General features: G+C 68.0%; 26 protein-coding genes and 2 tRNA genes. 14 read left to right on the forward strand and 14 right to left on the reverse strand.

Annotated features, from left to right (window positions below; translation table 11 throughout):
- Positions 1-763: 763 nt before the first annotated feature.
- Positions 764-910 (reverse strand): hypothetical protein, encoded by a 147-nt coding sequence (locus EBN03_RS34050; RefSeq protein WP_158675550.1) that lies wholly within the window; start codon positions 908-910, stop codon positions 764-766.
- A 252-nt stretch (positions 911-1,162) separates the two neighbouring features.
- Here EBN03_RS34050 and EBN03_RS06580 point away from each other — a divergent pair, with 252 nt between their 5' ends.
- Positions 1,163-1,873: a phosphotransferase gene (locus EBN03_RS06580; protein ID WP_233608206.1), complete on the forward strand. Its 711-nt coding sequence runs from the start codon at positions 1,163-1,165 to the stop codon at positions 1,871-1,873.
- Between the two features lie 46 nt (positions 1,874-1,919).
- On the opposite strand, the gene EBN03_RS06585 is transcribed toward EBN03_RS06580, so the two are convergent.
- The 7 genes from EBN03_RS06585 to rpmH form a co-directional block, all read right to left on the reverse strand.
- The gene (locus EBN03_RS06585) at positions 1,920-3,335 is read right to left on the reverse strand and encodes an alpha/beta hydrolase (protein WP_158675551.1); all 1,416 of its coding nucleotides are present in this window, start codon (positions 3,333-3,335) and stop codon (positions 1,920-1,922) included.
- A gap of 81 nt (positions 3,336-3,416) precedes the next feature.
- Positions 3,417-4,133, reverse strand: coding sequence for a 16S rRNA (guanine(527)-N(7))-methyltransferase RsmG (gene rsmG / locus EBN03_RS06590; RefSeq protein ID WP_122187022.1), 717 nt, complete (start codon positions 4,131-4,133; stop codon positions 3,417-3,419).
- A gap of 187 nt (positions 4,134-4,320) precedes the next feature.
- Positions 4,321-4,914, reverse strand: a complete 594-nt coding sequence (locus tag EBN03_RS06595) for a Jag family protein (protein WP_122187023.1) — start codon at positions 4,912-4,914, stop codon at positions 4,321-4,323.
- Positions 4,915-4,975: 61 nt separating this feature from the next.
- On the reverse strand, positions 4,976-6,103 hold the full coding sequence (yidC, locus tag EBN03_RS06600; protein WP_122187024.1) for a membrane protein insertase YidC: 1,128 nt from the start codon (positions 6,101-6,103) through the stop codon (positions 4,976-4,978).
- Between the two features lie 4 nt (positions 6,104-6,107).
- Positions 6,108-6,440 (reverse strand): membrane protein insertion efficiency factor YidD, encoded by a 333-nt coding sequence (gene yidD / locus EBN03_RS06605; protein WP_122187025.1) that lies wholly within the window; start codon positions 6,438-6,440, stop codon positions 6,108-6,110.
- A complete protein-coding gene (rnpA, locus tag EBN03_RS06610) occupies positions 6,437-6,865 on the reverse strand; it encodes a ribonuclease P protein component (protein WP_122187026.1) in 429 nt (142 codons plus the stop codon). The genes yidD and rnpA overlap by 4 nt, the downstream gene beginning before the upstream one ends.
- Positions 6,866-6,946: 81 nt before the next feature.
- Positions 6,947-7,090 (reverse strand): 50S ribosomal protein L34, encoded by a 144-nt coding sequence (gene rpmH, locus EBN03_RS06615; protein ID WP_033085250.1) that lies wholly within the window; start codon positions 7,088-7,090, stop codon positions 6,947-6,949.
- A gap of 1,207 nt (positions 7,091-8,297) precedes the next feature.
- On the opposite strand from rpmH, the gene dnaA reads away from it, so the two are divergent.
- The 8 genes from dnaA (at position 8,298) to EBN03_RS06660 (ending at position 20,406) form a co-directional block, all read left to right on the forward strand.
- Entirely contained in the window at positions 8,298-9,881 is a 1,584-nt protein-coding gene (gene dnaA / locus EBN03_RS06625; RefSeq protein ID WP_122187347.1) for a chromosomal replication initiator protein DnaA, read from the forward strand.
- 973 nt (positions 9,882-10,854) lie between these two features.
- Positions 10,855-12,024, forward strand: coding sequence for a DNA polymerase III subunit beta (dnaN, locus tag EBN03_RS06630; protein ID WP_122187027.1), 1,170 nt, complete (start codon positions 10,855-10,857; stop codon positions 12,022-12,024).
- A gap of 120 nt (positions 12,025-12,144) precedes the next feature.
- Positions 12,145-13,419: a DNA replication/repair protein RecF gene (recF, locus tag EBN03_RS06635; protein WP_122187028.1), complete on the forward strand. Its 1,275-nt coding sequence runs from the start codon at positions 12,145-12,147 to the stop codon at positions 13,417-13,419.
- 223 nt (positions 13,420-13,642) lie between these two features.
- Positions 13,643-14,209, forward strand: coding sequence for a DUF721 family protein (locus EBN03_RS06640; RefSeq protein ID WP_122187029.1), 567 nt, complete (start codon positions 13,643-13,645; stop codon positions 14,207-14,209).
- Between the two features lie 372 nt (positions 14,210-14,581).
- Entirely contained in the window at positions 14,582-16,609 is a 2,028-nt protein-coding gene (gyrB, locus tag EBN03_RS06645; RefSeq protein WP_122187030.1) for a DNA topoisomerase (ATP-hydrolyzing) subunit B, read from the forward strand.
- A gap of 108 nt (positions 16,610-16,717) precedes the next feature.
- A complete protein-coding gene (gene gyrA / locus EBN03_RS06650) occupies positions 16,718-19,225 on the forward strand; it encodes a DNA gyrase subunit A (RefSeq protein ID WP_122187031.1) in 2,508 nt (835 codons plus the stop codon).
- A gap of 45 nt (positions 19,226-19,270) precedes the next feature.
- Entirely contained in the window at positions 19,271-20,173 is a 903-nt protein-coding gene (locus EBN03_RS06655) for a DUF3566 domain-containing protein (RefSeq protein ID WP_199742639.1), read from the forward strand.
- A gap of 159 nt (positions 20,174-20,332) precedes the next feature.
- Positions 20,333-20,406 (forward strand) — tRNA-Ile (locus EBN03_RS06660).
- Positions 20,407-20,515: 109 nt separating this feature from the next.
- Here EBN03_RS06660 and EBN03_RS06665 read toward each other — a convergent pair.
- Positions 20,516-21,028, reverse strand: coding sequence for a tyrosine-type recombinase/integrase (locus EBN03_RS06665; protein WP_199742640.1), 513 nt, complete (start codon positions 21,026-21,028; stop codon positions 20,516-20,518).
- Between EBN03_RS06665 and EBN03_RS06670 the strand changes: the two genes are divergently transcribed.
- Both EBN03_RS06670 and EBN03_RS06675 read left to right on the forward strand, forming a co-directional pair.
- Positions 21,027-21,362: a hypothetical protein gene (locus EBN03_RS06670; protein ID WP_147471475.1), complete on the forward strand. Its 336-nt coding sequence runs from the start codon at positions 21,027-21,029 to the stop codon at positions 21,360-21,362. The two genes, EBN03_RS06665 and EBN03_RS06670, sit on opposite strands and share 2 nt — an antisense overlap.
- A 550-nt stretch (positions 21,363-21,912) precedes the next feature.
- The gene (locus EBN03_RS06675) at positions 21,913-22,227 is read left to right on the forward strand and encodes a hypothetical protein (RefSeq protein WP_122187034.1); all 315 of its coding nucleotides are present in this window, start codon (positions 21,913-21,915) and stop codon (positions 22,225-22,227) included.
- 85 nt (positions 22,228-22,312) lie between these two features.
- On the opposite strand, the gene EBN03_RS06680 is transcribed toward EBN03_RS06675, so the two are convergent.
- Positions 22,313-22,540 (reverse strand): hypothetical protein, encoded by a 228-nt coding sequence (locus EBN03_RS06680; RefSeq protein ID WP_122187035.1) that lies wholly within the window; start codon positions 22,538-22,540, stop codon positions 22,313-22,315.
- 221 nt (positions 22,541-22,761) lie between these two features.
- Between EBN03_RS06680 and EBN03_RS06685 the strand changes: the two genes are divergently transcribed.
- Together EBN03_RS06685 and EBN03_RS06690 are read left to right on the forward strand one after the other, a co-directional pair.
- Positions 22,762-23,073: a YciI family protein gene (locus EBN03_RS06685; protein WP_122187036.1), complete on the forward strand. Its 312-nt coding sequence runs from the start codon at positions 22,762-22,764 to the stop codon at positions 23,071-23,073.
- 84 nt (positions 23,074-23,157) lie between these two features.
- Positions 23,158-23,230: transfer RNA gene (locus EBN03_RS06690), tRNA-Ala, on the forward strand.
- 109 nt (positions 23,231-23,339) lie between these two features.
- On the opposite strand, the gene EBN03_RS06695 is transcribed toward EBN03_RS06690, so the two are convergent.
- Entirely contained in the window at positions 23,340-24,275 is a 936-nt protein-coding gene (locus tag EBN03_RS06695; protein WP_122187037.1) for an oxygenase MpaB family protein, read from the reverse strand.
- A 113-nt stretch (positions 24,276-24,388) separates the two neighbouring features.
- On the opposite strand from EBN03_RS06695, the gene EBN03_RS06700 reads away from it, so the two are divergent.
- The gene (locus EBN03_RS06700) at positions 24,389-25,030 is read left to right on the forward strand and encodes a TetR/AcrR family transcriptional regulator (RefSeq protein ID WP_158675552.1); all 642 of its coding nucleotides are present in this window, start codon (positions 24,389-24,391) and stop codon (positions 25,028-25,030) included.
- Between the two features lie 48 nt (positions 25,031-25,078).
- On the opposite strand, the gene EBN03_RS06705 is transcribed toward EBN03_RS06700, so the two are convergent.
- From EBN03_RS06705 to EBN03_RS06715, 3 genes are all read right to left on the reverse strand, one after another.
- Positions 25,079-25,423, reverse strand: coding sequence for an alpha/beta fold hydrolase (locus tag EBN03_RS06705; RefSeq protein ID WP_122187039.1), 345 nt, complete (start codon positions 25,421-25,423; stop codon positions 25,079-25,081).
- Positions 25,424-25,577: 154 nt separating this feature from the next.
- On the reverse strand, positions 25,578-26,012 hold the full coding sequence (locus tag EBN03_RS06710) for a MarR family winged helix-turn-helix transcriptional regulator (RefSeq protein ID WP_122187349.1): 435 nt from the start codon (positions 26,010-26,012) through the stop codon (positions 25,578-25,580).
- Positions 26,013-26,080: 68 nt separating this feature from the next.
- Positions 26,081-26,740: a hypothetical protein gene (locus EBN03_RS06715; protein WP_122187350.1), complete on the reverse strand. Its 660-nt coding sequence runs from the start codon at positions 26,738-26,740 to the stop codon at positions 26,081-26,083.
- Positions 26,741-26,888: the final 148 nt, after the last annotated feature.

Consider the following 26,888-nt stretch of genomic DNA (forward strand, 5'->3'; position numbering starts at 1 on the left):
GGTGGGGCGGCCAGATCGGCAGAACGCAACCAGGTCGCCCGGGTCGCCTGGTTGACGGACCGTCGGCCGACAGGGCACCCCGTGAGGGGGTTGGCCGGGGCGCGCTAGACCGCCGGGACGTCTGGCGGCGGCCGGGTTGTCTGGCCGCCAGCTCGACAGGCCACGCAGCGGGTTGGCGGGGCGGCCGGGCCGCCTGTTGCCAGCTAGCGGGTCGCCAGCCACCAGGTGGCCGCGTGGTGCGGTGTCCGGGTCGCGCAGTGGCCAAGTCGCGGTGTCCAAGTCGTGGTGGCCGCGTCGTGGTGGCCGGATGGCCGGGTGGCCGGGTGGCCGGGTGGCCGGGTGGCCGGGTGGCCGGGTGGCCGGGTGGCCGGGTGGCCGGGTGGCCGGGTGGCCGGAAGATATCCGCCTGCTTCGTTTCACGTGGAACTCGCACGCAGCTGGAAGTTGCTGGGGCGACCGAGCAGCGTGGCGGGTCGACTGTGTTCACGATGGATTGTGACCGGAACACTTCTCGAATCAGATGTGGTGTCCGAGGCCCGTACTCCGCGACCGTGGCCCGTGGATGCGGAGCCGCCTATCTGCTCGGGCGTCGGTGTAGCGAGGGCTTGGCCGGTGCGGACTATGAGTCGATCGCCACCCGGCGGTACCGCGACGGCCGCACCGAGGCGATGCGTGTCGTCGTTGCTATGCCACCTGAGCACAGTCCTGCGGGTCACCCCCGGCCCCCGGGGCGGGTGGGATTTGGGCCATGAGATCCCTTGTTTCACGTGGAACGCGGTGGCGGCTGGGCTCCCGTCGAGTGCCCACTCATTTCCGCGTGCACGCGCGCGGCGGCGCCCAGCACCAGTTTCGGGAACACCAGCAGCGACGCCCCGATCACGGCGACGATGTTGCCGTGCTGGGAGAACATCAGGTCTTTCCAAGTGTCGGGCGCACCGCTTGCGGCACCTTAGGTGTTCCACGTGAAACCGCGCGATCACTTCTCACTCAGGTTCCCGCGAACGGCGAACCGTGTGCATTCGAGGTGCCGTCGCCGGGCCGGGCGGAGACCTGTCTCGGTGAAGTCCTAAGGGCCCCAATAAATCCAGCGACGTCGGCCGCCCTCCCAGCCATAATCGCCGCCGTGGAAGCAGTCGAGATCGTTGTTGCCCACCATGAGCGCGTGACTGTGCGAGTGGGGGATGCGTTCCTGAAGATCGATGCCGATCGTTCGCGTATCGACATCGAGGTGGAAGCCATGCGCAGGGCACCGATCCCCACCCCGGAAATTCTGTGGCGCCGGCCGCCCGTCCTCGCGCTCGCCGCTGTCCCGGGATTGGCGCTCGGGCGTCGCGGTGAACCGTCGACCGCGTCGCCGGCGGCGTGGGTCGCGGCGGGTGCGGCGGTCCGCATACTGCACGACGCTCCACCACCGCCGCGGCCCGGGCGCGGCCCGGACGAGATCGCAGCGCAGCTCGACAGTGAATGTGCTTGGCTCACAACGAACAATGTCCTTCCCGCCGACGTGATCGCACGCAACCGCCGGATCGCGGCGGCCGCGCTGCGACCGTGGACGCCGGTCTTCACGCACGGCGACCTGCAGCCCGCCCACGTGTTCACCGACGGCGACGCGATCACCGGTGTCATCGACTGGTCCGAGGCAGGCCCGGGCGATGCCCTGTACGACATTGCCGCCCTGACGCTCGGCCACGAGGAGCGCCTCGATGACGTGGTCGCGGGCTACGGCACCGCAGTCGATGTCGATGTCGTCCGGGCCTGGTGGTCGTTGCGCAGCCTGCTCGGGGTCCGCTGGCTGATCGAGCACGGTGTCGACGCGACCGCACCGGGATGCGAGGTCGACGTCCTCAGTACCCAGGCCGGGCGAGACAGCTGATCCGGTGGCCGCCGTTCGCAGCCGCCACGCCCCCTCGCCCGCCGGATCACGCGGCCGGGCAATGGGTTCCGGCTGCGGGCACGGTTCCCGAGATCAGGTACGCGTCGCCCGCAGCGGTGGTGCAGGGGGTGCGGCTGTAGACGCCGTGACCCCAGCCGTCGTAGGTGAGGAGCGTAGCTCGCGGGGTGTGTGCGGCAACGGCCGCGGCCCATTCGTAGGGTGTGGCCGGGTCGTGAATCGAGTTCATCACCAGGACGGCAGGGCCGCCGGTGACCGACGGCAGGTGCGCCGGGTCGGCCGGGGGGATAGGCCAGCCGGAGCAGAGAGTGGCTGCCGCCCACGCGAAGTGGGCGTGCAGGGGGCCCGCGTTGCGGTTCTGTTCCGACCACAGGTCGGTCCAGCGGGCTTGGTCGGGGATGTCGAAGGTCCAGTCGGAGCAGACGGCCAGTTGGCCGGCGGAGACGGCGACGCCGGTGGGCTGCGGCCAGGGGACCGGGCCGGAGATCGGCGGCCGATCACGCAGGGCCGCAAGGTCGTTCGCGAGGGCAGTCCAGTCCGGCTGGTACAGCCGCTGGGTCACCGCGGTACTCAGGCCGAGCGCGGTCGAGGGGCGGCCGTGCGAGTCGGCCAGGGTGCCGTGCAGGGCGCTGTCCCACAGCCGGTCGTACAGCCCGGGGATGTCGGAGCCGTGCAGGGCGCAGGCAGCTTCCCGGTCGCACCAGGACACGAACTCGCCGAAGGTGTCCCCGCCGGCGCGGGCCTCGGCGGCCAGGAAGCCGGGTCCATCCAGGCTGTGGTCGTCCACGCTGTCGATCAGCAGCGCCCGGACCCGTTGCGGGAACAGCTCCAGGTACGCCTGGCCGGACATGGTCCCGTAGGAACGGCCGTAGAGGGCGACCGTCGATCGGCCGAGGGCGGCGCGCAGCGCGTCCACGTCGCGGGCGACGCTGATCTCGTCCACATGCTCGAACAGGGGACCGGTGAACGTGCGACAGCTGTCGGCCAATCGGTGGGCGTACGCCTGCAGCTCGGCCAGCGTATGCCCCGATTCGGGGGCGGTGTCGGGCTGGGCGAGCAGTCCCTGGTCGCATCGGATCGGATGGCTGCGGCCCACACCACGCGGGTCGAAGCTGACGATGTCGAACGCGTCGTGCAGCGCGGGGGAGAACTGGTCCTGGGTGCGGAGTTCGTCGACCCCGGAGGTGCCGGGACCACCGGGCAGGGAGATCAGGGTCCCGGTCGGGTGGGTTCCGGTGGCGCGCTTGCGGGTCACCGCCAGGTCGATGGTGGCGCCGTCCGGGTGAGCCCAATCGATCGGGACGGCGATCGAACCGCAGTCGAGTGCCGCGCTCTCGGGGCACGGATGCCAGGCGACGGTCGGCGGGGCGGAGCGGCAGGCTCCGGCCGACAGCACCGCCAGCAGAGCGGCGGCGAATGGAATCATGTTGCGGCGCAATCGCATACATCCGATCGTGCCGTCGCGTGCCCGAACCCGGCATCCCGCGCTGGAACGAGCGGCCCCCATACCGGGGTAGCGGGGTGGCTAGCGGTTCTTGCGGGACTTGCGACCCGCACGCCCCACGGTCCGGGCGACGCGCTCGATGCTGAGCACCACCGTCGGCGGCGACACGATTCCGGCGCCGCATTCGAGAATCTCGCTGCGTCCGCCGCCGGCGCGCTCCACCTCGGCCCGGTCGCGTTCCAGTTCCTCGGCGACGCTCGACCCCTTGAGGGCGAGCATCCGGCCGCCGTCGTGTACGAGCGGCATGGACCACTGTGCGAGCTTGCCCAGCGGGGCGACGGCCCGCGAGGTGACGACGTCGGCGCCCCCGGCCTCCTTACGGACGTCCGGCTGCTCGGCCCGGCCGCGAATTACGGTGAGCCCCAACCCGGTTGCGGCGATGAACTCCGCGAGGAAGACGGTGCGCCGCAGTAGCGGTTCGACGAGGGTCACATGCAGATCCGGCCGCGCGATGGCGAGCGGGATCCCGGGCAGGCCGGCGCCGCTACCGATGTCGACGACGCGCGCCCCCTCCGGGATGATCTCACCGAGGACAGCGCAATTGAGGATGTGCCGATCCCACAGCCGCGGCACCTCCCGGGGTCCGATCAGTCCGCGCTCGACGCCGGCTGTGGCCAGCGCGGTGTAATAGCGCTCCGCGATCTCGAGTCGATCGCCGAACACCTCGGCCGCGGCCGGCGGCGGGGTCGGGTCGGCCGACGCTACCTCGGGATCCACTTCTCGTTCCACGTGAAACATCCTTCCATCTCGTTCGGCGACCACACGCACTCCACCACGGCCCGATCGGCCCCGAATCGGGCCCACCCCACGGCATCGATCGGTTTCGTCACGGTGACACCTGGCCGCAGCCGGCCGGTGAATCCCCCTGCGACGCAACTGGGCCCCCGGTTCGACGGAACACGGGGGCCCAAGAGCTCGAGCACGATCAGGCAGGCAACACCACGACGCGACGGTTGGGCTCGGCGCCCTCGCTCTCGCTCGTGACACCCGCGACCGCGGCGACCGCGTCGTGCACGATCTTGCGCTCGAACGGCGTCATCGGCGCCAGCGATTCCGGCTCACCCGACGCCAGCACCCGCTGCGCGGCCTCGGCACCCAGCGCGCTCAGCTCCGCGCGGCGCTTCGAACGCCAGCCCGCCACATCGAGCATCAGGCGGCTGCGGATACCGGTGGCCTGCTGCACCGCGAGGCGGGTCAGCTCCTGCAGCGCATCGAGCACCTCGCCGCGGCGGCCGACCAGCTTCGACAGATCGCGGCCGCCGTCGATGCTCACCACCGCGCGGTCGCCCTCGACATCGAGGTCGATGTCACCGTCGAAGTCGAGCACGTCCAGCAGCTGCTCGAGGTAGTCGCCGGCGATCTCGCCCTCTTCGATCAGGGCTTCCTCGGAATCGTTCGCACCGGAGCCGGTCTTCGCTTCGGCGTCCGATTCGTTCTCGGTCACCGGCTCCGCCTCGGTCGCCACACCGTTCGCACTGAGGGCCACAGCGGCATCCCCTCCGTCGGTTTCAACAGTCATTGGTCCGTCCTTCAATCCGCATCATCCGTCGTGTCCGGCACCCGCGGCGCCGGGAATCCGCTCAGCGCTTGCGCTTCTGATTCGCCCGGCCGCGATTGCCGCTCCGCTTCCGGTCGCCCGCGCCGCCCTTGGCAGCGGGCGCCTTCGCGGTGCCGTTGGTGGCCGGCTTCGCCGTACCGTTCGACGTGGCCGTCCCGTTGGCCGACGGCTCGGCGTCGACCGGTGCGTCCTCGACCGCGTCTGTGGGTGCGGCCTTCTTCTGCTTGGTGGGCTTGGCGCCGGGCTTGGGAGCATTCTGCGCGCGGCGCTCGAGCGCCTGCTGCTTCTTCAGCTCCTCTTCCTTCTCGATCTTGCCGAAGACCAGGTGCTGCTGTCCGTAGGTCCAGATGTTGTTGGCGACCCAGTAGAGCAGGATGGCGATCGGCAGGAACGGTCCACCGACGATCACACCCAGCGGGAAGATCCACAGCGCCATCTTGTTCATGAGTGCGGCCTGCGGGTTGGCGGCCGCCTCCGGGCTCTGCCGGGCGACCGACGCGCGCGCGTTGAAGTGGGTGGCCAGACCGGCCAGGATCATCAGCGGCACGGCGACAAAAGCCATGTTCCACCAATGGATCTGCTCACCGGCGGACCGGACGAACGCTTCCAGCTGTGCCTGCGGAGTGGTGATGGCGGCCGAGATCGGGGCACCGAACAGACGGGCGCGCAGGAACGACTGCACGTCGTCCACACCGAAGAAGTAGTTGGCCGTGTTCGCGTTCTGCTCGACGGTCATGCCGCCGCTCTTGCCGAAGCCCATGAAGCCGGCGCTGCTGCCGACCCGGTTGAACGACCGGAGCACGTGGTACAGACCGAGGAACACCGGCACCTGCAGCAGCACGGGCAGGCAGCCCATGAGCGGGTTGAAGCCGTGTTCCTTCTGCAGTTTCTGCATCTCGACGGCCATGGTCTGGCGGTCGTTCTTGTACTTGCGCTGCAGTTCCTTGATGTGCGGCTGCAGCTCCTGCATCTGCCGCTGCGTGCGGACCTGCTTCACGAACGGCTGGAACAGCACCAGCCGGAGCGTGAACACCAGGAACACCACCGAGAGCGCCCAGGTCACACCCCGGTCCGGGCCCAATACAAAACCGAAGACACGATGCCAGAACCATAGGATTCCCGACACCGGGTAGTAGATGAAATTGAGCACGGTCCTATGTACTCCCGTCGTTCGTGTCGGCACTCACCGCGTGCGCCGACCCTTTACAAGGCTTGTCCGCGGCCGTCGCCGCCGCTGCCCGTTTCCGTTCCGGAACCGGGTCCCACCCACCAGGGTGCCAGGGCGCGCATTTGGCCAAGCGCACGGCCGCCAGTCCGAGGCCGACGACGAGGCCGCGGGTGCGCAGCGCGGTCACCGCGTACTCGCTGCAGGTGGGAGTGAACCGGCACGTCGGCAGGCGGGTGGGGGAGATGTAGGTGCGGTACAGCTCGATGAGGAAGATCAGTGCCCGGGCCGGAAGCCCGGCCACCACCCGCAGAGCGGTCATGGTGCGCCATCCGCGGTGGGCACGGGCGTGCCGGTCCGGACGCGTTCGGCCGGGGCGCGCAGCAGCTTGTGTAGCGCGGCCCGCAGCTGCCGGTCGAGTTCCGCGGTGGGAGTGTCCGCGGCGCCCGGCAGGGCCCGGATGACGATGTCCGTCTCGGCGGGCAGTTCGTCGCGCAGGGCACCACACATATGACGCAGGCGGCGAGCCACGCGGTGACGTACCACCGCGGAGCCCACCGCCTTGCTGACGATCAATCCGAAGCGCGGACCACCGGAACGAACGAACGGTTCGCCGGTGTGCTCGTCCGGACCGGTCGGCCAGACGAGCGCATGCACGACCAAGTCCCGTCTCCCGATGCGACGGCCCCGCCGTACCGTTCGGGAGAAGTCGGCACGATGATGCAGCCGATACGGCTCAGGCAACACCCGAGTGTCCGAGCACGCAGCGGGACGGGAGTCCTGAGCCGTACAGCCGTACGGTCATGGCGCCGATGTCGAGGCCGACTATCAGGCGGTCAGCTTCGCACGGCCCTTGCCGCGGCGTGCCGACACGATGGCACGGCCGGCACGGGTACGCATCCGCAGACGGAATCCGTGGACCCGCGCCCGACGACGGTTGTTCGGCTGGAACGTCCGCTTGCCCTTGGCCACGGTCAACACTCCTCGAGTTGGTGGGCACCGTGCGGCGCCCGAAGCTTTGTTCGGTGAAACTGTAGGGTTCGCGCCGGATAAGCGGGTCATCCGAGGCGCGACGCCCATCGCGGTAGGGCCAGGGCCTGCTGGACAGCAGACAGCCACCACCGCGTCGATGGGTGACCGTTCGAGGGTACTGACCGCAGCGAAACAGGTCAAACTCAGCCCAGACGGCCCCTGCGCCACTCCACCAGCGACCTGCGAATATCGATAGCCCCCGGATTGCTGTCCGGCGACACTCGGCCGGTCGGCCCGGCCTTCCCGCTACGGGACGTGCCGTGAACGCGTAATCCACATCTGTGGATAATTGTGTGGAAACAGCGACGCGGTGGCATATCGTATGGCAACCCGCCAGCCCGGACGAGCGAACCCACACCCGCGCACGGGGAGACGCGGACCGGTGTCCGCCTGTCTGCTTCTTTCGACCGATTCGGGGAGGAATACGTCCGTGGACGACGAGCAGAACGTGTTGACCGCAGTATGGCCGGAGGTCGTGGCCGAACTGACCACGGGGTCGGCCGACGGGTCGATCCCGGCGGTAACCAACGCGCAGAAGGCGTGGTTGGGCCTGGTCAAGCCGCTGAACGTGGCGCAGGGATTCGCGCTGCTCTCGGTCCCGTCCTCGCTCGCCCAGGAGGCCATCGAACGTGATCTGCGCGAGCCGATCCTGCGTTCGCTGGGCCGCCGTCTCGATCACCAGGTCGAAGGACTCGGAGTTCGCATCGCCGCGCCGGCCGGCACCTCGGGGGACCGGCAGTCCGGTTCGCCCCGGCACGCTCGGATGACCACCCGTCCCGAGCGGATGCGCGAGGTCGTACGAGACCCGCGCGATCATCCACAGGCCCAGTCGGTGCCGGAGTACCCGGCCGCCGAGGAGTACGCCGCGCCGCGCTATCACACGACCGGCGACTACCCCATGGTCGCGGACTATCCCCAGGGTGAGTACCGGACCGGTTCGATGGCCGCGGAATTGCCGGACATCCCCAGGCAGGATCCGATGCGCACCGGGCATCCGGACACCGGCCGACACCCGTATCCGGAGCAGCTGCGGCCCGCCGACGGGTATGCCGAACAGCTGCGTCCGGGCGAGGGCTACTCCGACCAGATGCGGTCCGGCGACGGTTACTCGGACCAGATGCGGACCGGCGAGGGCTACCCCGAGCAGATGCGGACCGCCGAGAGCTACTCCGATCACATGCGGTCCGGCGACGGTCGCCCCGACCAGATGCGGTCCGCCGAGGGCTACTCCGACCAAATGCGGTCCGCGGACACCTACTCCGACCAAATGCGGTCCGCGGACACCTACTCCGACCAGCTACCCCCGGCCGAATCCCGCCGCCCGGTCCACCCGGAACCGGTCCACCAGGTCCGCCACGAGCAGCTGCGGCAACCGATCCACGAGCACGAGCAGCTGCCGCGACCCGGGCACCCGGCCCGGCAGGAATCCCTGTTCGGCGCGGAATCCGATGCGGTGCAACGACGTCCGCTCGAGCAGCCGCACGAAGCACCGCGCCACCCCATGGAACAGCCGCGGCATCCGATGGACGAGCAGCCGCGCCGGCCCGTGGACGAGCAGCCGCGGCATCCGGCACCGGAACCGCAGCGCGGTCCGGCGCAGCCGGATCCCGCCGACGACGAACCGGTAGTGCCGGTGCGCAACTCCTGGCCGTCGTATTTCACCAAGCCACCGGAACCGGCCGCACCCGCGGCCGCGCAGAACGGTGCCAGCCTGAACGCGAAGTACACCTTCGAGACCTTCGTCATCGGTGCCTCGAACCGCTTCGCACACGCCGCCGCGGTGGCGATCGCGGAGGCGCCGGCACGGGCCTATAACCCGTTGTTCGTCTGGGGCGCTTCGGGTTTGGGCAAGACGCACCTGCTGCACGCGGCGGGCCACTACGCCCAGCGGCTGTTCCCGGGTATGCGGGTGAAGTACGTCTCCACCGAGGAGTTCACCAACGACTTCATCAACAGCCTGCGCGACGACCGCAAGGTGGCGTTCAAACGCCGCTACCGCGAGACCGACATCCTGCTGGTGGACGACATCCAGTTCATCGAGGGCAAGGAAGGTATCCAGGAGGAGTTCTTCCACACCTTCAACACCCTGCACAACGCGAACAAGCAGATCGTGGTCTCCTCCGACCGGCCGCCCAAGCAGCTGGCGACCCTGGAGGAGCGGCTGAGGACCCGGTTCGAGTGGGGTCTGATCACCGACGTGCAGCCGCCGGAGCTGGAGACGCGAATCGCCATCCTGCGCAAGAAGGCCCGGATGGATCGCCTGGATGTGCCGCACGATGTGCTGGAACTCATCGCCAGCCGAGTGGAGCGCAATATCCGTGAGCTGGAGGGCGCGCTGATCCGCGTCACCGCGTTCGCCTCGCTGAACGGGCAGCCGCTGGACCTGTCGCTGGCCGAGGTGGTGCTGCGGGATCTGATGCCCGACGCCACGACGCTGGAGATCACCGCGGCCACGATCATGGCCGTGACGGCGGAGTACTTCAACACGACGCTGGACGAGCTGACCGGTCCCGGTAAGGCCCGGCCGCTCGCGCAGGCCCGCCAGATCGCCATGTATCTGTGCCGGGAGCTGACCGACCTGTCGCTGCCGAAGATCGGGCAGGCGTTCGGCCGCGACCACACCACGGTCATGTACGCCGAGAAGAAGGTGCGCAAGGAGATGACCGAGCGTCGGCGGGTCTACGACCAGGTGCAGGAGCTCACCGCGCGCATCAAGCAACGTTCGCGGTAGTTCGCGCGGACTTTTCCGACGCGAGCCGATCATCGGCTCGGCGGTCTGTCCCCATGGTGGACAACAGTTGTCCTCGAGTGCCGATCCACAAGCCGGTTCCCCCCTCCGACCTGGGGGAACCGGCTTTTTTCGGATGTGGATTCCTCGAGGAGTCCTTGTGGAGTCCTCGAGGAATCCCGAGTCTGTACACCGGTTTCCGCACAGCTTCGCCCCCAGGCTGGGGAGGGATCGACTCACAACCGGTAGTCCACAGTGTGCACAGGTGAATCCGTCCACGGGCCCTGAGCAGCGGCGTTGCCGAGTTGTCCTCGAGGATTCCTCGAGGAGTCCTTGTCGACTCCTCGAGGAATCCCGGGTTTGTCCTCGAGTCGGCGCACAATGTGCAGAAGTGGGCTCGGATCATGGAAGAACTCGAGGATGGCTCGAGGATGGAGTTGGGACAGTTTCGGTGGCTCCACAGCGGCCCGCTGTTCATCCTCGAGACACCCCCTGGCCATCCCCACGGCGCCACACGCTCCGACCTGCGCGGATGGCTGGACTCCACAGAATCCACAGCGCCTATTACTACTTCAGTTCTTCTTCTAGAAATCTCTCTTCAAAACAGGATGTGTGGAAACTCGGCTCGAGGACGGATCGACCGGACTCCAGCCGCACACCGGACTCGAACGAGGCATCGAGGGGAAGGGGGTCCACCGGATCACTCGGAACTCACGCGAGGAGCCCGCACCGGTCCGAGCACTCGACTCCTCGGTGCTCCTCGCACCGGACTCCGGAGTGGCACCACATCGGACAGCGGTGGCACCCACAGGACACGGCCCCACACCCGTTCCTCGAGCCTGCTACGGTTTCTTGTCGGTCGCCTGTGCCAGACTCGTCGGCAACGGATGTGGGGACCGATCAGCACTTCCACGCACACCAGCGCGCTGCGTGTAGAGATCACCACTGGTCGACACTGGAAAGGACAGACCCGGCGATGGAGCTTGCAGGCATGAAGTTTCGGGTCGCACGCGAGGATTTCGCCGAGTCCGTCGCATGGGTGGCCCGCAGCCTCCCGTCGCGCCCGCCGGTGCCCGTTCTCGGTGGCGTGCTGCTGGTAGCCGAGGAGGACGGCCTGACCGTCTCCGGCTTCGACTACGAGGTCTCCGCGCAGATGCGGGTGGCGGCCGAGGTCGCCGGCTCCGGTCAGGTGCTCGTCTCGGGCCGCCTGCTCGCGGATATCACCAAGGCGCTGTCCAACAAGCCGGTGGATGTGTCGGTGGACGGCACCCGCGTGCTCATCGCCTGCGGTAGCGCCAAGTTCTCGCTGCCGACCATGCCGGTGGAGGACTATCCCCAGTTGCCCGAGTTGCCGCCGCAGACCGGTGAGCTCGGCGTCGACGTGTTCTCCACCGCCATCGCCCAGGTCGCCGTCGCCGCCGGCCGCGACGACACGCTCCCCATGCTGACGGGCATCCGGGTGGAGATCGAGGGCGAGCGCATCGTCCTGGCCGCCACGGACCGTTTCCGGCTGGCTGTGCGCCATCTGGAGTGGAAACCGGGCCGTCCCGATGTGGAGACCGCCGCTCTGGTTCCCGCGCGCACGCTGTCGGAGTCCGCGAAGACGCTCGGTACCTCCGATGCGCCGGTGCAGCTCGCGTTCGGCGCCGGCACCGACGGCCTGCTGGGCATCGTCAACGGCGGCCGCCGCACCACCACCCGGCTGCTGGACGCCGAATTCCCCAAGTTCCGTCAGTTGCTCCCCAAGGAGCACACCTCGCTGGCCACGCTGCAGGTGAGCGCCCTCATCGAGGCGATCAAGCGTGTGGCGCTGGTGGCCGAGCGCGGTGCCCAGGTGCGCCTGGAGTTCTCCGAGCAGGGCCTGCTGCTCTCGGCCGGTGGCGACGACGCCGGCCGCGCCGAGGAGTGGATGGAGGCCGACTTCCGCGGCGAGCCGCTGACCATCGCCTTCAACCCCGGTTACCTGAACGAGGGTCTGTCCGCGCTGCATTCGGACCGGGTGACCTTCGGTTTCACCACGCCGAGCCGTCCCGCGGTCATGTGTCCGACGGCCGAGGGCGAGCCGGAGACCACCGAGTCCGGTGCGTTCGCGGCGCTCAGCGGTGACTACACCTATCTGCTGATGCCGGTCCGGTTGCCCGGCTGATCCCCTGTGGACACTGTTGATGAATCTGTGAACAACCGTGTGCGCGTGGGGATTTCGTACCCCTCGTTCGAGTTGTCCACAGCCGCAGTGCTGTTCGTTTCCCCGTCGGCGGTGGGATAGGTGCACATTCGTGCCCTCTCCCTGCGCGACTTCCGGTCCTGGTCGGCGGTCGAGCTCGAATTGCAGCCCGGGCGAACGGTTCTGCTGGGTTCCAACGGCAACGGCAAAACGAATCTGATCGAGGCGGTCGGGTATCTGTCCACCCTCGGTTCGCACCGGGTGTCCTCGGACGCGCCGCTGATCCGGATCGGTGCCCGGCAGGCGCGCATCGGTGCGACGGTGGTGAACGCCGGCCGTGAACTGCGGATCGACGTGGAACTGAACCAGGGCAGCGCGAATCGCGCGCAGATCAACCGATCTCCGGTACGGCGGCCGCGGGAGATCCTCGGCATCCTGCACACCGTGCTGTTCGCGCCGGAGGATCTGGCCCTGGTCCGCGGCGATCCGTCCGAGCGCCGGCGCTTCCTCGACGAGTTGTGCACAGCTCAGCTCCCCCGCTTGGCGGGCGTGCGCTCGGACTACGACAAGGTGCTGCGCCAGCGGTCGGCCTTGTTGAAAACCGCGGGGCGCCTGGCCCGTTCGCGGTCGGGCGGCAACGAGCTGAGCACGCTGGACGTGTGGGACGGCCACCTCGCCGCGCACGGCGCCCAGCTGCTGGCCCATCGGCTGCGCCTGGTGCACGAGCTCTATCCCCAAGTGACACAGGCATATCGAGCGATCGCCCCCGAGTCGCGGACCGCCGGCATCGGCTACCGCAGCGGCTATCTGCCACCGGAATTCCTGGCGCCCGAACGGATTCCGGCGCCAGACGACATCGAGGTCCTCGAAGCGATCCTGCTCCGGGAGCTCGCAGCGGCCCGCGGCAAGGAGCTCGAACGCGGCGTGTGCCTGGTGGGCCCGCATCGCGACGATCTGGACCTGCTGCTGGGTTCGGCACCGGCCAAGGGGTTCGCGAGCCACGGTGAATCCTGGTCGTTCGCGCTCGCCTTGCGGCTGGCCGGTTTCGAACTGTTGCGCAACGCGGGCACCGATCCGGTCCTGGTGCTCGACGACGTGTTCGCCGAACTCGACCGGCGCCGCCGCACGGCACTGGCCGCGGTCGCGGCCGGCGCCGAACAGGTGCTGATCACCGCGGCGGTGCCCGAGGACGTGCCGGCCGAACTCGAGGCGGTGCCGTTGCGGGTGGAGACCACCGGTGCGGCGGATGCGCGGATCTCACAGCTCGTTCATCCACAGGAGGATGCGGATGGACCGGTGGACAACGAATCCGCACCGGACCGGATAACCCCTGGTCCTGTGCAGAACAGCCACTCGGCTGTGGACAACTCTGGATAACTTCGGCACATCCCCCGCTCGAGCCGGGGGCCGGGCTCGAGGATGAATCCACGCCGAGTTGTCCACAGCTGTTATCGAATCGGGGGATGGGAACCGCCCGAACTCGCGGCCGACCGCCCTCCGCGTTGTGGAATTCGGCTCGCGGGCCGACCGGATAGCCTGTCAGGCACGACATTCGCGCCACCCGGGCGCGAATCGGCTACGGCGGAAGGGACGCCACACGATGACCGACGACGACGGTCCCGCGCAGGGCACCCCTGCCGCCGGGGAGCCGGAACTACGCGGCGTCGACCTGGCTCGCCGCGCGCTCGAGGAGGCCCGGGCCGCGGCCCGAGCCAGCGGAAAGGCGGTCGGCCAGGGCCGGGCCTCGCCGCGCAAGGGCGGGGTCCGAGCACTGCGCGGCCGCCGCGGCTGGTCCGGCGCCGGCCCCGACCAACGCGATCCGCAGACCCTCGGCAGCCTGACCGGTGCCCTGGCCAAGAGCCGCGGCTGGTCGGGCCGGGTCGCGGAGGGCACGGTCTTCGGCCGCTGGCCGAACGTGGTGGGGGAGGACATCGCCGCCCACGCCACCCCGGTGTCGCTGACCGACGGCGTGCTCAGCGTGCAGGCCGAGTCCACCGCTTGGGCCACCCAGCTGCGGCTTTTGCAAGGGCAACTGCTCGCCAAGATCAATGCCGCGGTCGGCCAGGGCGTGGTCACCTCGCTGCGGATCAGCGGCCCGGCAGCGCCGAGCTGGCGCAAGGGTGAGCGTCATATCAAGGGCCGCGGCCCGCGCGACACCTACGGGTAGACCGCCCCTGGATCGGTCGCCGCCGCGCGCCGTCCACCGGCGGTGGCGGGGCCGTACCGGCGGGCACGTCCCGCACTGCCGATGACTGGCCGCTCAGGCTCCCGCAGGCGCTGAAACCTACAACCGGACCCGCCGATGGTCGATTTCACGCACTCACGGGCCCGTCAGGGGTGTCATAGGTGCATCCTGCGCCGGACGTACCAGTAGGATGTAGGGGTAACTAGCGGCGAGACCTTCGACGCGATGCGTGTACTGCGCACGGGGACCAGTTTTCCCGGGCGGTTCGCCGACTTCAGCAGTGTATTTGCCGAGGTCGAGCGTGTGTGCGTAGCCGCGGCGGCGGAATCAGCAAGTAAGGAGAGCTACCCAGCAGTGGCTGCCAACGACTCCAACGCGAACGGCTCCAACCAGGGCACATACAGCGGCTCCTCGATCACAGTGCTCGAAGGGCTCGAAGCAGTACGTAAGCGTCCCGGTATGTACATCGGCTCCACCGGTGAGCGCGGTCTGCACCATCTGATCTGGGAGGTGGTCGACAACTCGGTCGACGAGGCGATGGCCGGTTACGCCTCGCGGGTCGACGTCACGCTGCTGGCCGACGGCGGCGTCCAGGTCGTCGACGACGGCCGCGGTATCCCCACCGACATGCACGCCCAGGGCATGCCCACCATCGAGGTGGTCATGACCCAGCTGCACGCGGGCGGCAAGTTCGACGGCGAGTCGTACGCGGTGTCCGGTGGTCTGCACGGTGTCGGTATCTCCGTGGTGAACGCGCTGTCCACGCGCCTCGAGGCCGAGGTGAACTACGGCGGGTACCACTGGACGCAGGAGTACAAGGACGCCAAGCCGGGTCGGCTGATCAAGGGTGAGCCGACCAAGCTGACCGGTACCACCATCCGGTTCTTCCCGGACCCGGACATCTTCGAGACCACCACGTTCAGCTTCGAGACGGTCGCGCGCCGCCTGCAGGAGATGGCATTCCTGAACAAGGGCCTGACCATCACGCTGACCGATCAGCGGGTGTCGGAGAACGACGTCACCGACGAGGTGGTCAGCGAGCGGGCCGAGGCGCCCAAGCACGAGGGCGAAGAGCCGGCCGAGCCGAAGGTGAAGACCCGGACCTACCACTACCCGGGCGGGCTCGAGGATTTCGTCAAGCACATCAACCGCACCAAGCAGCCGATCCACAACTCGATCGTCTCGTTCACCGGCAAGGGCACCGGCCACGAGGTCGAGGTCGCGATGCAGTGGAACTCGGGTTATTCCGAATCTGTCCACACCTTCGCCAACACCATCAACACCCACGAGGGCGGTACCCACGAGGAGGGTTTCCGTGCCGCGCTGACCACGGTGGTGAACAAGTACGCGAAGGACAAGAAGCTTCTCAAGGAGAAGGACGGCAACCTCACCGGTGACGACATTCGCGAGGGCCTGGCCGCCATCGTGAGCGTGAAGATCGCCGACCCGCAGTTCGAGGGCCAGACCAAGACCAAGCTCGGCAACACCGAGGTGAAGTCGTTCGTGCAGCGCACCTGCAACGAGCACATCTCGCACTGGTTCGAGGCCAACCCGGCGGACGCGAAAACCATTGTGACCAAGGCGGTCTCGTCGGCGCAGGCCCGGGTGGCCGCGCGGAAGGCGCGCGAGCTGGTGCGCCGCAAGAGCGCCACCGACCTGGGCGGTCTGCCGGGCAAGCTGGCCGACTGCCGGTCCAAGGACCCGGCGAAGTCCGAGATCTACATCGTGGAGGGTGACTCCGCCGGTGGCTCGGCGAAGTCCGGCCGCGACTCGATGTACCAGGCGATCCTGCCCATTCGAGGCAAGATCATCAACGTCGAGAAGGCCCGCATCGACCGCGTGCTCAAGAACACCGAGGTCCAGTCGATCATCACGGCGTTCGGCACCGGTATCCACGACGAGTTCGACATCGCCAAGCTGCGGTATCACAAGATCGTGCTGATGGCCGACGCCGACGTCGACGGCCAGCACATCGCGACCCTGCTGCTCACGCTGTTGTTCCGCTTCATGCGGCCGCTGGTCGAGCAGGGCCACGTGTATCTCGCGCAGCCGCCGCTGTACAAGCTGAAGTGGCAGCGTGGCGAACCGGAGTTCGCCTACTCCGACCGGGAGCGCGACGCGCTGCTGGAGGCGGGTATCGCGGCCGGCCGCAAGATCAACAAGGACGACGGTGTGCAGCGCTACAAGGGTCTCGGTGAGATGAACCCGAAGGAGCTGTGGGAGACCACGATGGACCCGTCCGTGCGGGTGCTGCGCCTGGTCACCCTCGACGACGCGGCCGCGGCCGACGAGCTGTTCAGCATTCTGATGGGCGAGGACGTCGAAGCTCGCCGCAGCTTCATCACCCGTAACGCCAAGGACGTTCGCTTCCTGGATGTGTGAGTGGTACCGGGGCGCAGTGGAATTCCCGCGTTCCGGTCCCTCGGGGGTTCGAATCCTCTTGTCCCGCTGTAGCAACGCTCCCAGCAGACTTTCTACGGAGACCAATTCATGACTGAGACTTCACTTCCGCCGTCGGGCGGGGACCGGATCGAACCGGTCGACATCCAGCAGGAGATGCAGAACTCCTACATCGACTACGCGATGAGCGTGATCGTCGGGCGCGCGCTGCCCGAGGTGCGCGACGGCATGAAGCCGGTGCACCGCCGCATCCTGTACGCGATGTACGACAACGGGTACCGGCCCGACCGCGGCTACGTGAAGTCCGCGCGCCCGGTCGCCGACACCATGGGTAACTACCACCCGCACGGTGACACGGCCATCTACGACACCCTGGTCCGCATGGCGCAGCCCTGGTCGCTGCGCTACCCGCTGGTCGACGGCCAGGGCAACTTCGGTTCCCGCGGCAACGACGGCGCGGCCGCCATGCGGTACACCGAATGCCGGCTCACTCCGCTGGCCATGGAGATGCTGCGCGGAATCGACCAGGAGACGGTCGATTTCATCCCCAACTACGACGGCAAGACCGACGAGCCGGTCGTGCTGCCGGCCCGCGTGCCCGCGCTGCTGATGAACGGCAGCAACGGCATCGCGGTCGGTATGGCCACGAACATCCCGCCGCACAACCTGACCGAGCTGGCCGAGGCGGTCTACTGGGCGCTGGACAACCACGACGCCGACGAGGAGTCCACCCTCGCCGCGTGCATGGAACGGGTGAAGGGCCCGGACTTCCCGACCGCGGGCCTGATCGTGGGTTCGCAGGGCATCCACGACGCCTACACCACCGGCCGTGGTTCGATCCGCATGCGCGGTGTGGTCTCCATCGAGGAGGACAGCCGCGGCCGCACCACTATCGTCATCACCGAACTGCCGTACCAGGTCAACACCGACAACTTCGTCAACTCCATCGCGGAGCAGGTGAAGGAAGGCAAGATCGCCGGCATCTCCGACATCTACGACGAGTCCTCCGACCGGGTGGGTCTGCGGATCGTGGTGGCGGTCAAGCGTGATGCGGTCGCCAAGGTCGTGCTGAACAACCTGTACAAGCACACCCAGCTGCAGACCAGCTTCGGCGCCAACATGCTGTCGATCGTCGACGGTGTGCCGCGCACGCTGCGGCTCGATCAGATGATCCGGCTCTACGTCAACCACCAGTTGGACGTCATCGTCCGGCGCACCCGGTACCTGCTGCGCAAGGCCGAGGAGCGGGCCCACATCCTGCGCGGCCTGGTGAAGGCGCTCGACGCGCTCGACGAGGTCATCGCACTGATCCGGCGTTCGGCCAACACCGACACCGCGCGCACCGGTCTGATGCAGTTGCTCGAGATCGACGAGATCCAGGCCACCGCGATCCTGGACATGCAGCTGCGCCGCCTGTCCGCCCTGGAGCGGCAGAAGATCATCGACGAGTTGGCCGAACTCGAGGCCGAGATCGCCGACCTGAAGGACATTCTGGAGAAGCCGGAGCGGCAGCGCGCGATCGTGCGCGACGAGCTCAAGGAGATCGTCGACAAGCACGGCGACGAGCGGCGCACCAAGATCATCGCGGCCGACGGGGACGTCGCCGACGAGGACCTGATCGCCCGCGAGGACGTAGTCGTCACCATCACCGAGACCGGCTATGCCAAGCGCACCAAGACCGACCTCTACCGCAGCCAGAAGCGCGGCGGCAAGGGCGTGCAGGGCGCCGGCCTCAAGCAGGACGACATCGTCAAGCACTTCTTCATCAGCTCCACCCACGACTGGCTGCTGTTCTTCACCAACAAGGGCCGGGTCTACCGGGCCAAGGCGTACGAGCTGCCCGAGGCCAACCGCACCGCGCGCGGCCAGCACGTGGCCAACCTGCTGGCCTTCCAGCCGGACGAGAAGATCGCCCAGATCATCCAGATCAAGTCCTACGAGGACGCGCCCTATCTGGTGCTGGCGACCCGTAACGGTTTGGTGAAGAAGTCCAAGCTGACCGACTTCGACTCCAACCGCACCGGCGGCATCGTCGCGGTGAACCTGCGCGATGCCGACGAATTGGTCGGGGCCGCACTGTGTTCCGCCGAGGACGACCTGCTGCTGGTGTCGGCGCACGGCCAGTCGATCCGGTTCCCGGCCAACGACGAGGTGCTGCGCCCGATGGGCCGTGCCACCTCCGGCGTGCAGGGTATGCGGTTCAACGCCGACGACGAACTGCTCTCGCTCAATGTGGTTCGCGACGGATATCTGCTGGTCGCGACGGCCGGCGGGTACGCCAAGCGGACCGCGATCGAGGAGTACACCCCGCAGGGTCGCGGCGGTAAAGGTGTGCTGACGATCCAGTACGACGAGCGACGTGGCAGTCTGGTAGGAGCGCTCATCGTCGACGACGACGACGAGCTCTATGCCATCACCTCCGGCGGCGGTGTGATCCGTACCGCAGCGGTTCAGGTGCGCAAGGCCGGCCGGCAGACCAAGGGCGTGCGATTGATGAACCTGGGCGAGGGCGATACCTTGCTTGCGATCGCGCGCAACGCGGACGAGCCCGATCCGGTCTCCGGTGATGACAGCACCAGCGGTTCCGAGAACAGGTAGTTTCCTCCTCAGCAGCGGCGGCACGAAGGACCGAAGGATTTTCCATTGACCACCAACCAGTCGAACGACGGGAACCACGCCAACGGCGTGACCGAGCGGATAGCGTCATCCGCACCCGACGACGCGACCGTGAAATCCGAATCATCGGAGAACGCAACGGAATCGGACGGGAGTGCCAAAGCCCCGAACGATGACCGGTTCCAAGAGGGCTGGTCGCAGCTGCCGCAGCGCGAGCCGCAGTCCAATATCAGCCGGCCCGGCGTGAAGTCGGTGACCGGTGGCGCCGGCGCGGCGAAGGTCGGGCTGTCCGGATCATCCGGAAATGCCCGCACCACAGCGGATCTCGCGGCCAAGGCGGCCCGCAAGGAAGCCGCGATGGTCAAGTCGGTCGGCATCGACGGCCCGACGCGCAGCATCGCGCGCCCGGAGCTGATCAAGGACATGCCGGACCTGTCGGAGCTGCGGCACCCGCTGCCGACGGCAGCCCCGGCACCGGCGAGCGATCTGCCGATGGCTCACATCCCGGGGAAGTCGTCCCAGCCGGTGTCGCCGTCCGTGCCGGCTGCGGCCGTGGCCGCGTCCAGCGGTGAGCCGCTGCGCGCGACCGTCCAGCTGCGCCACATCGACCCGTGGTCGACGTTGAAGGTGTCGCTGGTCATCAGCATCGCCATGTTCTTCGTGTGGATGCTGGCGGTCGGCCTGCTGTACATCGTGCTGTCCGGCATGGGCGTGTGGGACCGGTTGAACACCAGCTTCACCGACATCGTGTCCGACAGCTCCTCGTCGGGCGCGATCATCGACGCGGGCTCGGTCTTCGGCTACGCCGCGGTGATCGGCATCATCAACGTGGTTTTGCTCACCGCACTGTCGACAGTCGGTGTATTCATCTACAACCAGTGCACCGACTTGGTCGGCGGCATCCAGGTCACCCTGGCCGACCCGGACTAGTCGCCGCGGTCTGACGACGGCCGGCTCCCGCCCCTCACGGCGAGGCCGGCCGTTGCCGCATCCCAGGGTCCGCAGCGCTCCTACCAGCCGTTTTGGCCGATCCGCACCCGGTCGGGTAATCTTTGCACTCGGTTCGAGAACACGAACCGAACTGAATACGGGCCTATAGCTCAGGCGGTTAGAGCGCTTCGCTGATAACGAAGAGGTCGGAGGTTCAAGTCCTCCTAGGCCCACCCACTATGCAAAACCGGCCCTGACCTGCTTGAAGGTTGGGGCCGGTTTTCTGTATCCGGTGTCCGATTCATGTGACCCATGCGCCGGAAATGCAGCAGAAATACAGCATCAGCTTTCGGTGTCGTCGCCGAGCAGACCCCGGATGCTGTCGTGATCGTCGGTCCGGCGGACATAGAGCTGCATCGTCGTGGTGATGTGCTCGTGGCCCATCAGCTTGGCGACCCGGTGCGGCGGGATCCCGTCGTCAGCCAGCCAGGTGCCGTAGGAGTGGCGCAGATCGTGGAACCGCAGCCCGCCGTGTTCGGACCGGGCGACGTGGTTCACCGCCTGGCCGTGCTTGGCGAAGACCTCGGCGTGCACGTCGCCTTCATCGTCCATCCATACGGCCTCGAACTTGCCGTCGACTTCGGAGACCTCACCGAGCAGCCCGGCACGCACCAGCGACGGCCGCCACACACGGGACCGGAACAGAGTCCGGCTCAGCGGGTTACCTGCCTCGTTGGTGAAGATCGGGTCGCGCTGGCCGGCGGGATACTCCTTGAGATAGGCCGCCATTCGGGTCGGTGCCCATGAAAGCAGGGTCTTGGCGGCGAGGCATGGCCGCAATAGGTTCCGTCGCATGACGAATCGCATACTCGGCGGGACGGTATTCGCCGCCGCCATACTCACCGCCCTCACCGTCGGCGCTGGCGCGGCGAGCGCCGAACCGCTGCCCCTCACCCCAGTGAATTCGGACATCACCGGTACCGTCGGCACCTCCCCGAGTGGCACGGTGGCAAACGGCCTGCTGTCGGGCTCGGCCGGTGTCGCCTCGCTGTTTTACGGCGGCAGCGGCGACCACTTTTCGACGGACAACGTCGTGGACACGCTCAGTGTCGATACCGGTCTGGTCACATGCTCCGCCAATCCGATGGCGTTCACCGGTGGCTGCAGTCCGGCTGTGACCTTCTCCTGACCCCTGCAGAACCTGATACCTGGCTGCACGGTTTCGCCAGGTCGATGACCAGTCCCGGCTCCCGAAGACGTCCCCGAGCCGCCTCCGGAGCAGCAGGCGGGATACAGCAGAAATGCAGCGAACGGCCCGACAACCGTTGTTCCCGAGTGATACTGAACGACACAAACGCGCAGCTCAGAGCTACTGCCAGGCACCCCGGAGTCTCCTGGTACTGCCCTGATAACGAAGAGGTCGGAGGTTCAAGTCCTCCTAGGCCCACCCAGAAGAAAACCGGCCCCACCTACACCAGGTTGGGGTCGGTTTTTCGTTTTCGTGCCCGATTCACGTGAAACATGTGCCGCCCAGGCGCTGGCCGGGACTGGATTCACCGGCGATAGTCGAGGCGGCGTGCCTGCCCCGCGGCGACGTCGACCCCGGGCTCTCCCAACTGGGAAGCGATTTCGAGCTCAGGGGCGGATAGACGACCTGTCCGCTGGCACTCCAGCTTGACAGCTCAGGACCCGCCACCGATGCTCTGTGGAGAAGCAGTGGTCGATCAGGGGGACGTCCGGTGGAGATAAAGCAGATCACCGGGTTTACCGAGGTATGCACCGTCGGGGTGGCCGTTCTCTTCCTTACCTTCGGGCTAGTGATCCTGGTCGGTTCGACAAGGCTCAGGCACCTGGTCCTGCGCGGATATGCCCAACGATCCAGGGCTGCTGAGCGACTCCTGGGGCTGGCGTATGTCGCCACAGCCGGTGGCTGGCTGCTGACCGTGCGCTGGCCGGAACTCATGATCCTTGTGATGCTCGGGATGAGCGCGCCAGCCGCAATGGGCTGGAAGCGCCGCACAGTAGCCGGCCTGAGTACTACGCCAGGCTCCTGAGCTGGGCAGCAGGAAGGCAGCGAACGACCCCGTCACCGGGTGACCCGGAACGAGTGCCGCTCGAAACCTTTCTCGTTGTGTGGGTTCAGAGGCAGCCGGCTTGGCGGAGTTGGGCGGCGGCCTCGTCGGAGACTGTGATGGTTTCCGGTGGGGCGGCGGTGAGGGCGGGGATGTCCATGATGTCGGCGGTCATCGCGCAGTCCAGGAATTGCAGGTTGGCTGTCACGGTCTGATCGGCTTGTGCCGCACCGGCTCCGGTCACGACGGCTCCGGCGACGGCCGCGGTGACGAGACTCGCCCGCACGATACGCATAGCTCTCCTTCGAAGACTTCGGTCGGGGAACAGCATCGAACGCAGGCACACAGTACCGCCGCCGCGGCGTACCGCCCGGTGTCGTGTCCGGCAGCGTCCGCGGGTTGTCTACTACGACCGTTTTCGCTGGTGGCGGCCGCTCATTCCGGACTTCGGCTGCGATGATGGGGCGCGGTGGCCGAGCCGGTCACCACGGGCGACGCGGCAGGAGGGTTCGACGTATGACGAAGTTCCTGGTTCTGTACAAGTCGGAGCGTTCGGCTGCCGAGCAACTCGCGTTGTCCAGCGCGGACGAACAGCAGGCCGGCGTGCAGGCCTGGATGGACTGGGTCGGCCGCGTCGGACACGCCATCGTCGACCTCGGATCGCCGCTGGTACCGGTCTCACCCGGCGCCGAACCCGGAGTCGGCGGATTCTCGATCATGCAGGCCGACAATGCCGAGGCCCTGCTGGAGCTGATGCGGGGACATCCGCACACCGAACAGGGCGGCACGATCGAATGCTTCGAATACCTGACCACGCCCAGCTGGTGAGGGCCGCGCCACCCCGAACGTTTTGACCGGGTCCCGCCCGGGCGGGTACCGTTCCGGAGACGCGGTGACAGAATCTGTCGCTCCGGGGCGTTAGCTCAATTGGCAGAGCGCCGCCTTTGCAAGGCGGAGGTCAGGGGTTCGATTCCCCTACGCTCCACACCCGAGACCCTCTCGACCGGCGGTACGGCCGGTCGAGAGGGTCTTTTCGTGTGCGCCGAATCCGGCGATGGATCTCGGCTGTCCCGGGTCTGCGTGAGCGAAAACGGTTACGCGGGCCGCAGCGCCGCCGTGGTGTCCGGGGTGAACGAGGTGAGCCCGATGTCGCGATAGTTGCCGACCAGCCGCCGGTACTGGCGGCGGTTGCGGGCCAGTGGGGTGTCGGTGGCCCAGGTGGGCAGATACCGGTAGCCGACGCGGACCAGGGCGGTCAGGACGGCGAATTCCAGGTCGTGGCGGCGGGTCCAGGTGATCGGCAGCAGGGCGCGGGCGCCGGGATGCATGATGCCGTAGCCGAGGACGCCGGAGACGTGGCCGGCCAGCGGGCGGGTCGCGCGCCAGAGTGGTTCGGCGAGGGCGGGCAGGAACGGTGGCCGCGGCGGGCGCCGGACCGTCGCGCAGGCGTCGGCGGTGGTCTCGGTGGGGGTGAGTTTCTCGGCGACCATGCGGTCGTAGTAGGCGCACAGCTCGGTGTAGTCCTCGATCAGGCGGGCCCGGCCGGGCAGCTGCAGCCCCTCGACGTTGGTGCGGACCCGGTCCCAGATCGCCTGATTGCCTGCGGCATCGAGCTTTTCACCGGTCAGGGCGAGGAAGGCGCCGCGGTACATGAAGAAGGTGCTGATCAGGATCCAGTTCCAGCTCTCGGGATGCAGGGCGCTGTAGCGGATCCCGTCGGGGCTCACGCCCTTGACGTCGCGGTGCAGGAGTTTGAGCCGTTCCATCTCGACGCGGCGGTCGCCCTCCTCGCCGTGGAAGACGATCTGGTCGGACGCCGCCGACCGCATGGCCCGGCCCCACGGCTGGTTTCGGATCCGGCCGGTGTACACCAGGGCCGCGGAGACTTCCGGCAGGAGGGTCTGATCGAAGAGCGCGGAGGCGAACAGCGTGATGAACACGGTTCCGGCGGCGTCGTCGAATCGTTCCACGACCGCGGGCGTGGTCGGTGCGGTAGCCGCCGTGCCGTGGGGGTTCACCGGGCAGGTCATGTGGACTCCTTCGTCCTGACGCCTCATCTGGTGCGTCATGACACCAAATAATTTCTGGTGCCAGGATGCACCAGAAATTGGCGCCCGGTCAAGAGAATGGGGAAGATGGCAGGATGACAGCAGCGACCCGCAGCTACGGCGGTGAAACCGCGGAGCAACGCCGGGACCGGCGCCGGGCCGCACTGCTGGACGCCGCACTCGACCTCTACGCCGAGGGCGGGGCGAGCGCCGTCACCAAGCGCGCGGTCTGCGGCCGTGCCCGGCTCAACGACCGCTACTTCTACGAACACTTCGCCGACCGCGACGCCATCCTGGACGCCGTCGCCCAGGACGTCACCGCCCGCGGCCTGGAGGTGGTGGTCCCCGCCGCCCTGGCGCCCGCCCCCGATGTTCGTGGTCAGATCCACGCGGCCGTCGACGCCGCCATCACCTTCGTCACTGACGACCACCGCCGCGGCCAGCTGCTACTGAATTCCCAGGCAGCCGAAGTGGTCCAGCGCGCCCGCACCACCAGCACCCACACGATCGCCGTCGTCATGGCGGAAATGACCCGAGACCTGTTGGGCGACAAGGCTCCCGACCAGGTAGACGGTGACATGGCCGCCTACGCCGCCGTGAGCGGGGTAATGGAACTCGTAGCCGCCTGGCTCCGCGGCGAATTCGACACGACCCGGGAACATCTGGTCGACCTGGTCACCGCCATGCTCACCGCCGGCATGGACCTGGCCCCGCACCTGCGAACCGAGATCGATTAGGGCTCAGCTCCTTTCGGGTACCGCTCCCGTCGAGCCGCTCCCACGCACTCAGCCTTCGGTGAAGAACCGCGTCAGGGCCGCGCCGACGGGCTGCGGGTTCTCCAGATGTGGGTAGTGGCCGGTGACCGGTTCCTCGTCGAGGACGACGAATTCCGCGTGGCCCAACCGTTCTCGCAAGCGTGGTAGGACGTGTCCGCCGCTGTTGGGGTCGTCCGGGCCCCAGACGAACAGCAGCGGGCCGGGGTAGGACTCGAGGGCCTGTACCCAGCGGGTGGCGTTGGCGTGCCGTTCGCCGATGTAGCGCAGGATATTCGGCTGGATCGCGCGGCCGCCGTCGCTGCTGGTCGCCAGCCACAACTGGTGCAGTTCGGCATCGTCGAGCCGGCGTCCCATGACGGCCCGCAATGTCTTTCGGTAGGCGGGTTCGGTGAGGGCTAGTGTCAGAAGCGATCCGAGATTCGATGGCCGCCGAGCTCGAGCATGGTTCCGCCGGCGATCCACTCCTATTCAGTTCGAAGTTCGAACTAAATATAGTTCTATCATCGAACTACTGATAGGGGTCTGTGATCTCGCGCAACATCGCCAAGCTCTTGCGGAACTCACGCATCCGATCCGCACCCAGGTGCGCGGTCCATTCCCGCACGATCGCCCGGTCCGCGGCCGCCGCCACCTCCAGCGCCAGGCGGCCCCGGTCGGCGATCTGCACCAGCCGGCCCCGCCCGTCCGCCGGATCCGGAACCCGCCGCACATAGCCGGACCGCTCGAGCTGGTCCACCAGATGGGTGGCGGTCTGCTTGGTGACCTGCGTCTGTTCGGCGAGATCGGTGAGCCGGATACCGTCCGGCGCCAGCCGGGCCACAACGCGCGCCTGCTGCAGCGTGAGGTCGTCGAATCCGGCTGCCCGCAAGTCCGCGAACACACGGTTCTCGGCGGAACGGTAGGCCACGAACATCGACACCGTGGGACTGAGTCGTTCGACCATGGAACCATCTTGGCAGCCCGCGGCCGCGAGCCGATCGGGACCGTGAACCGGCCGAATCGCCGCGGAGATCAGCCCGCCAGCCGGATCCACACCTGCTCGGAGCGACTGATCAGGCGGTCGTCGCTGCCGTAGAGGGCAGTGGCGGTGCGGATCTTGCGGCCGTCCTGCGCGTGCAGGGCACCGACCACCACGCACTCCTCGGCCGGGGCGGGGAGATCCAGCAGGGTCGCGGTCATCGAGCCGAGGAGAGCGGGGCGGTCGAACATGCCCGGCACGGCCCAGCCGCCGGGACAGTCCATCACGGCCCACAGCAGGGGCGTGTCGATCGCGACGGTGCCGTCCGGAGACCACGGTGCGGCCACGACCCCCGAGCCCACCGGACCGGCCTGGATGCCGAGACCGTCGGTGCGCAGGCTGCCGCACACGAAACAGTGCCCGAATACCTCGCCGCCGTTGTGGGCGCCGCTCACCGCGGCCGCGAGCTCGGGTGCGACCGGTGGCGGCGGCTCGTGCTCGAACCCGGCCGGCGCGGACGTGGCGACCACCTGCTCGCCGTGCAGCAGGTTGCCGTCGGCGACCCGCAGCGGGGTCTCCAGCGGTGGCGGGGTGCGCAACATGATCCGCACTACCGGCTCGTCCCGAGTCGCGGCCAGCATGCCCGCCACGTAACCGCCGTTGCCGGAGTCCGGCGGGCCGTTGAATCGGGCGGGAATGCGCAATGTGGTCATTCCGGCCACGGTAGTGAAGCCGCCGGTGCCCGGCACGGCCGCCCGCCCGACCTAGCGTCGTGCCCCCGATTCCGCCGATTCACGGCGATAGAACCGGATGAAAGGCCCGGACCGCCGTAGGCTGGTCCCGTTCGCAACTTCGCGGAGG

This window comes from Nocardia stercoris (assembly GCF_003696265.1).
GTDB lineage: Bacteria > Actinomycetota > Actinomycetes > Mycobacteriales > Mycobacteriaceae > Nocardia > Nocardia stercoris.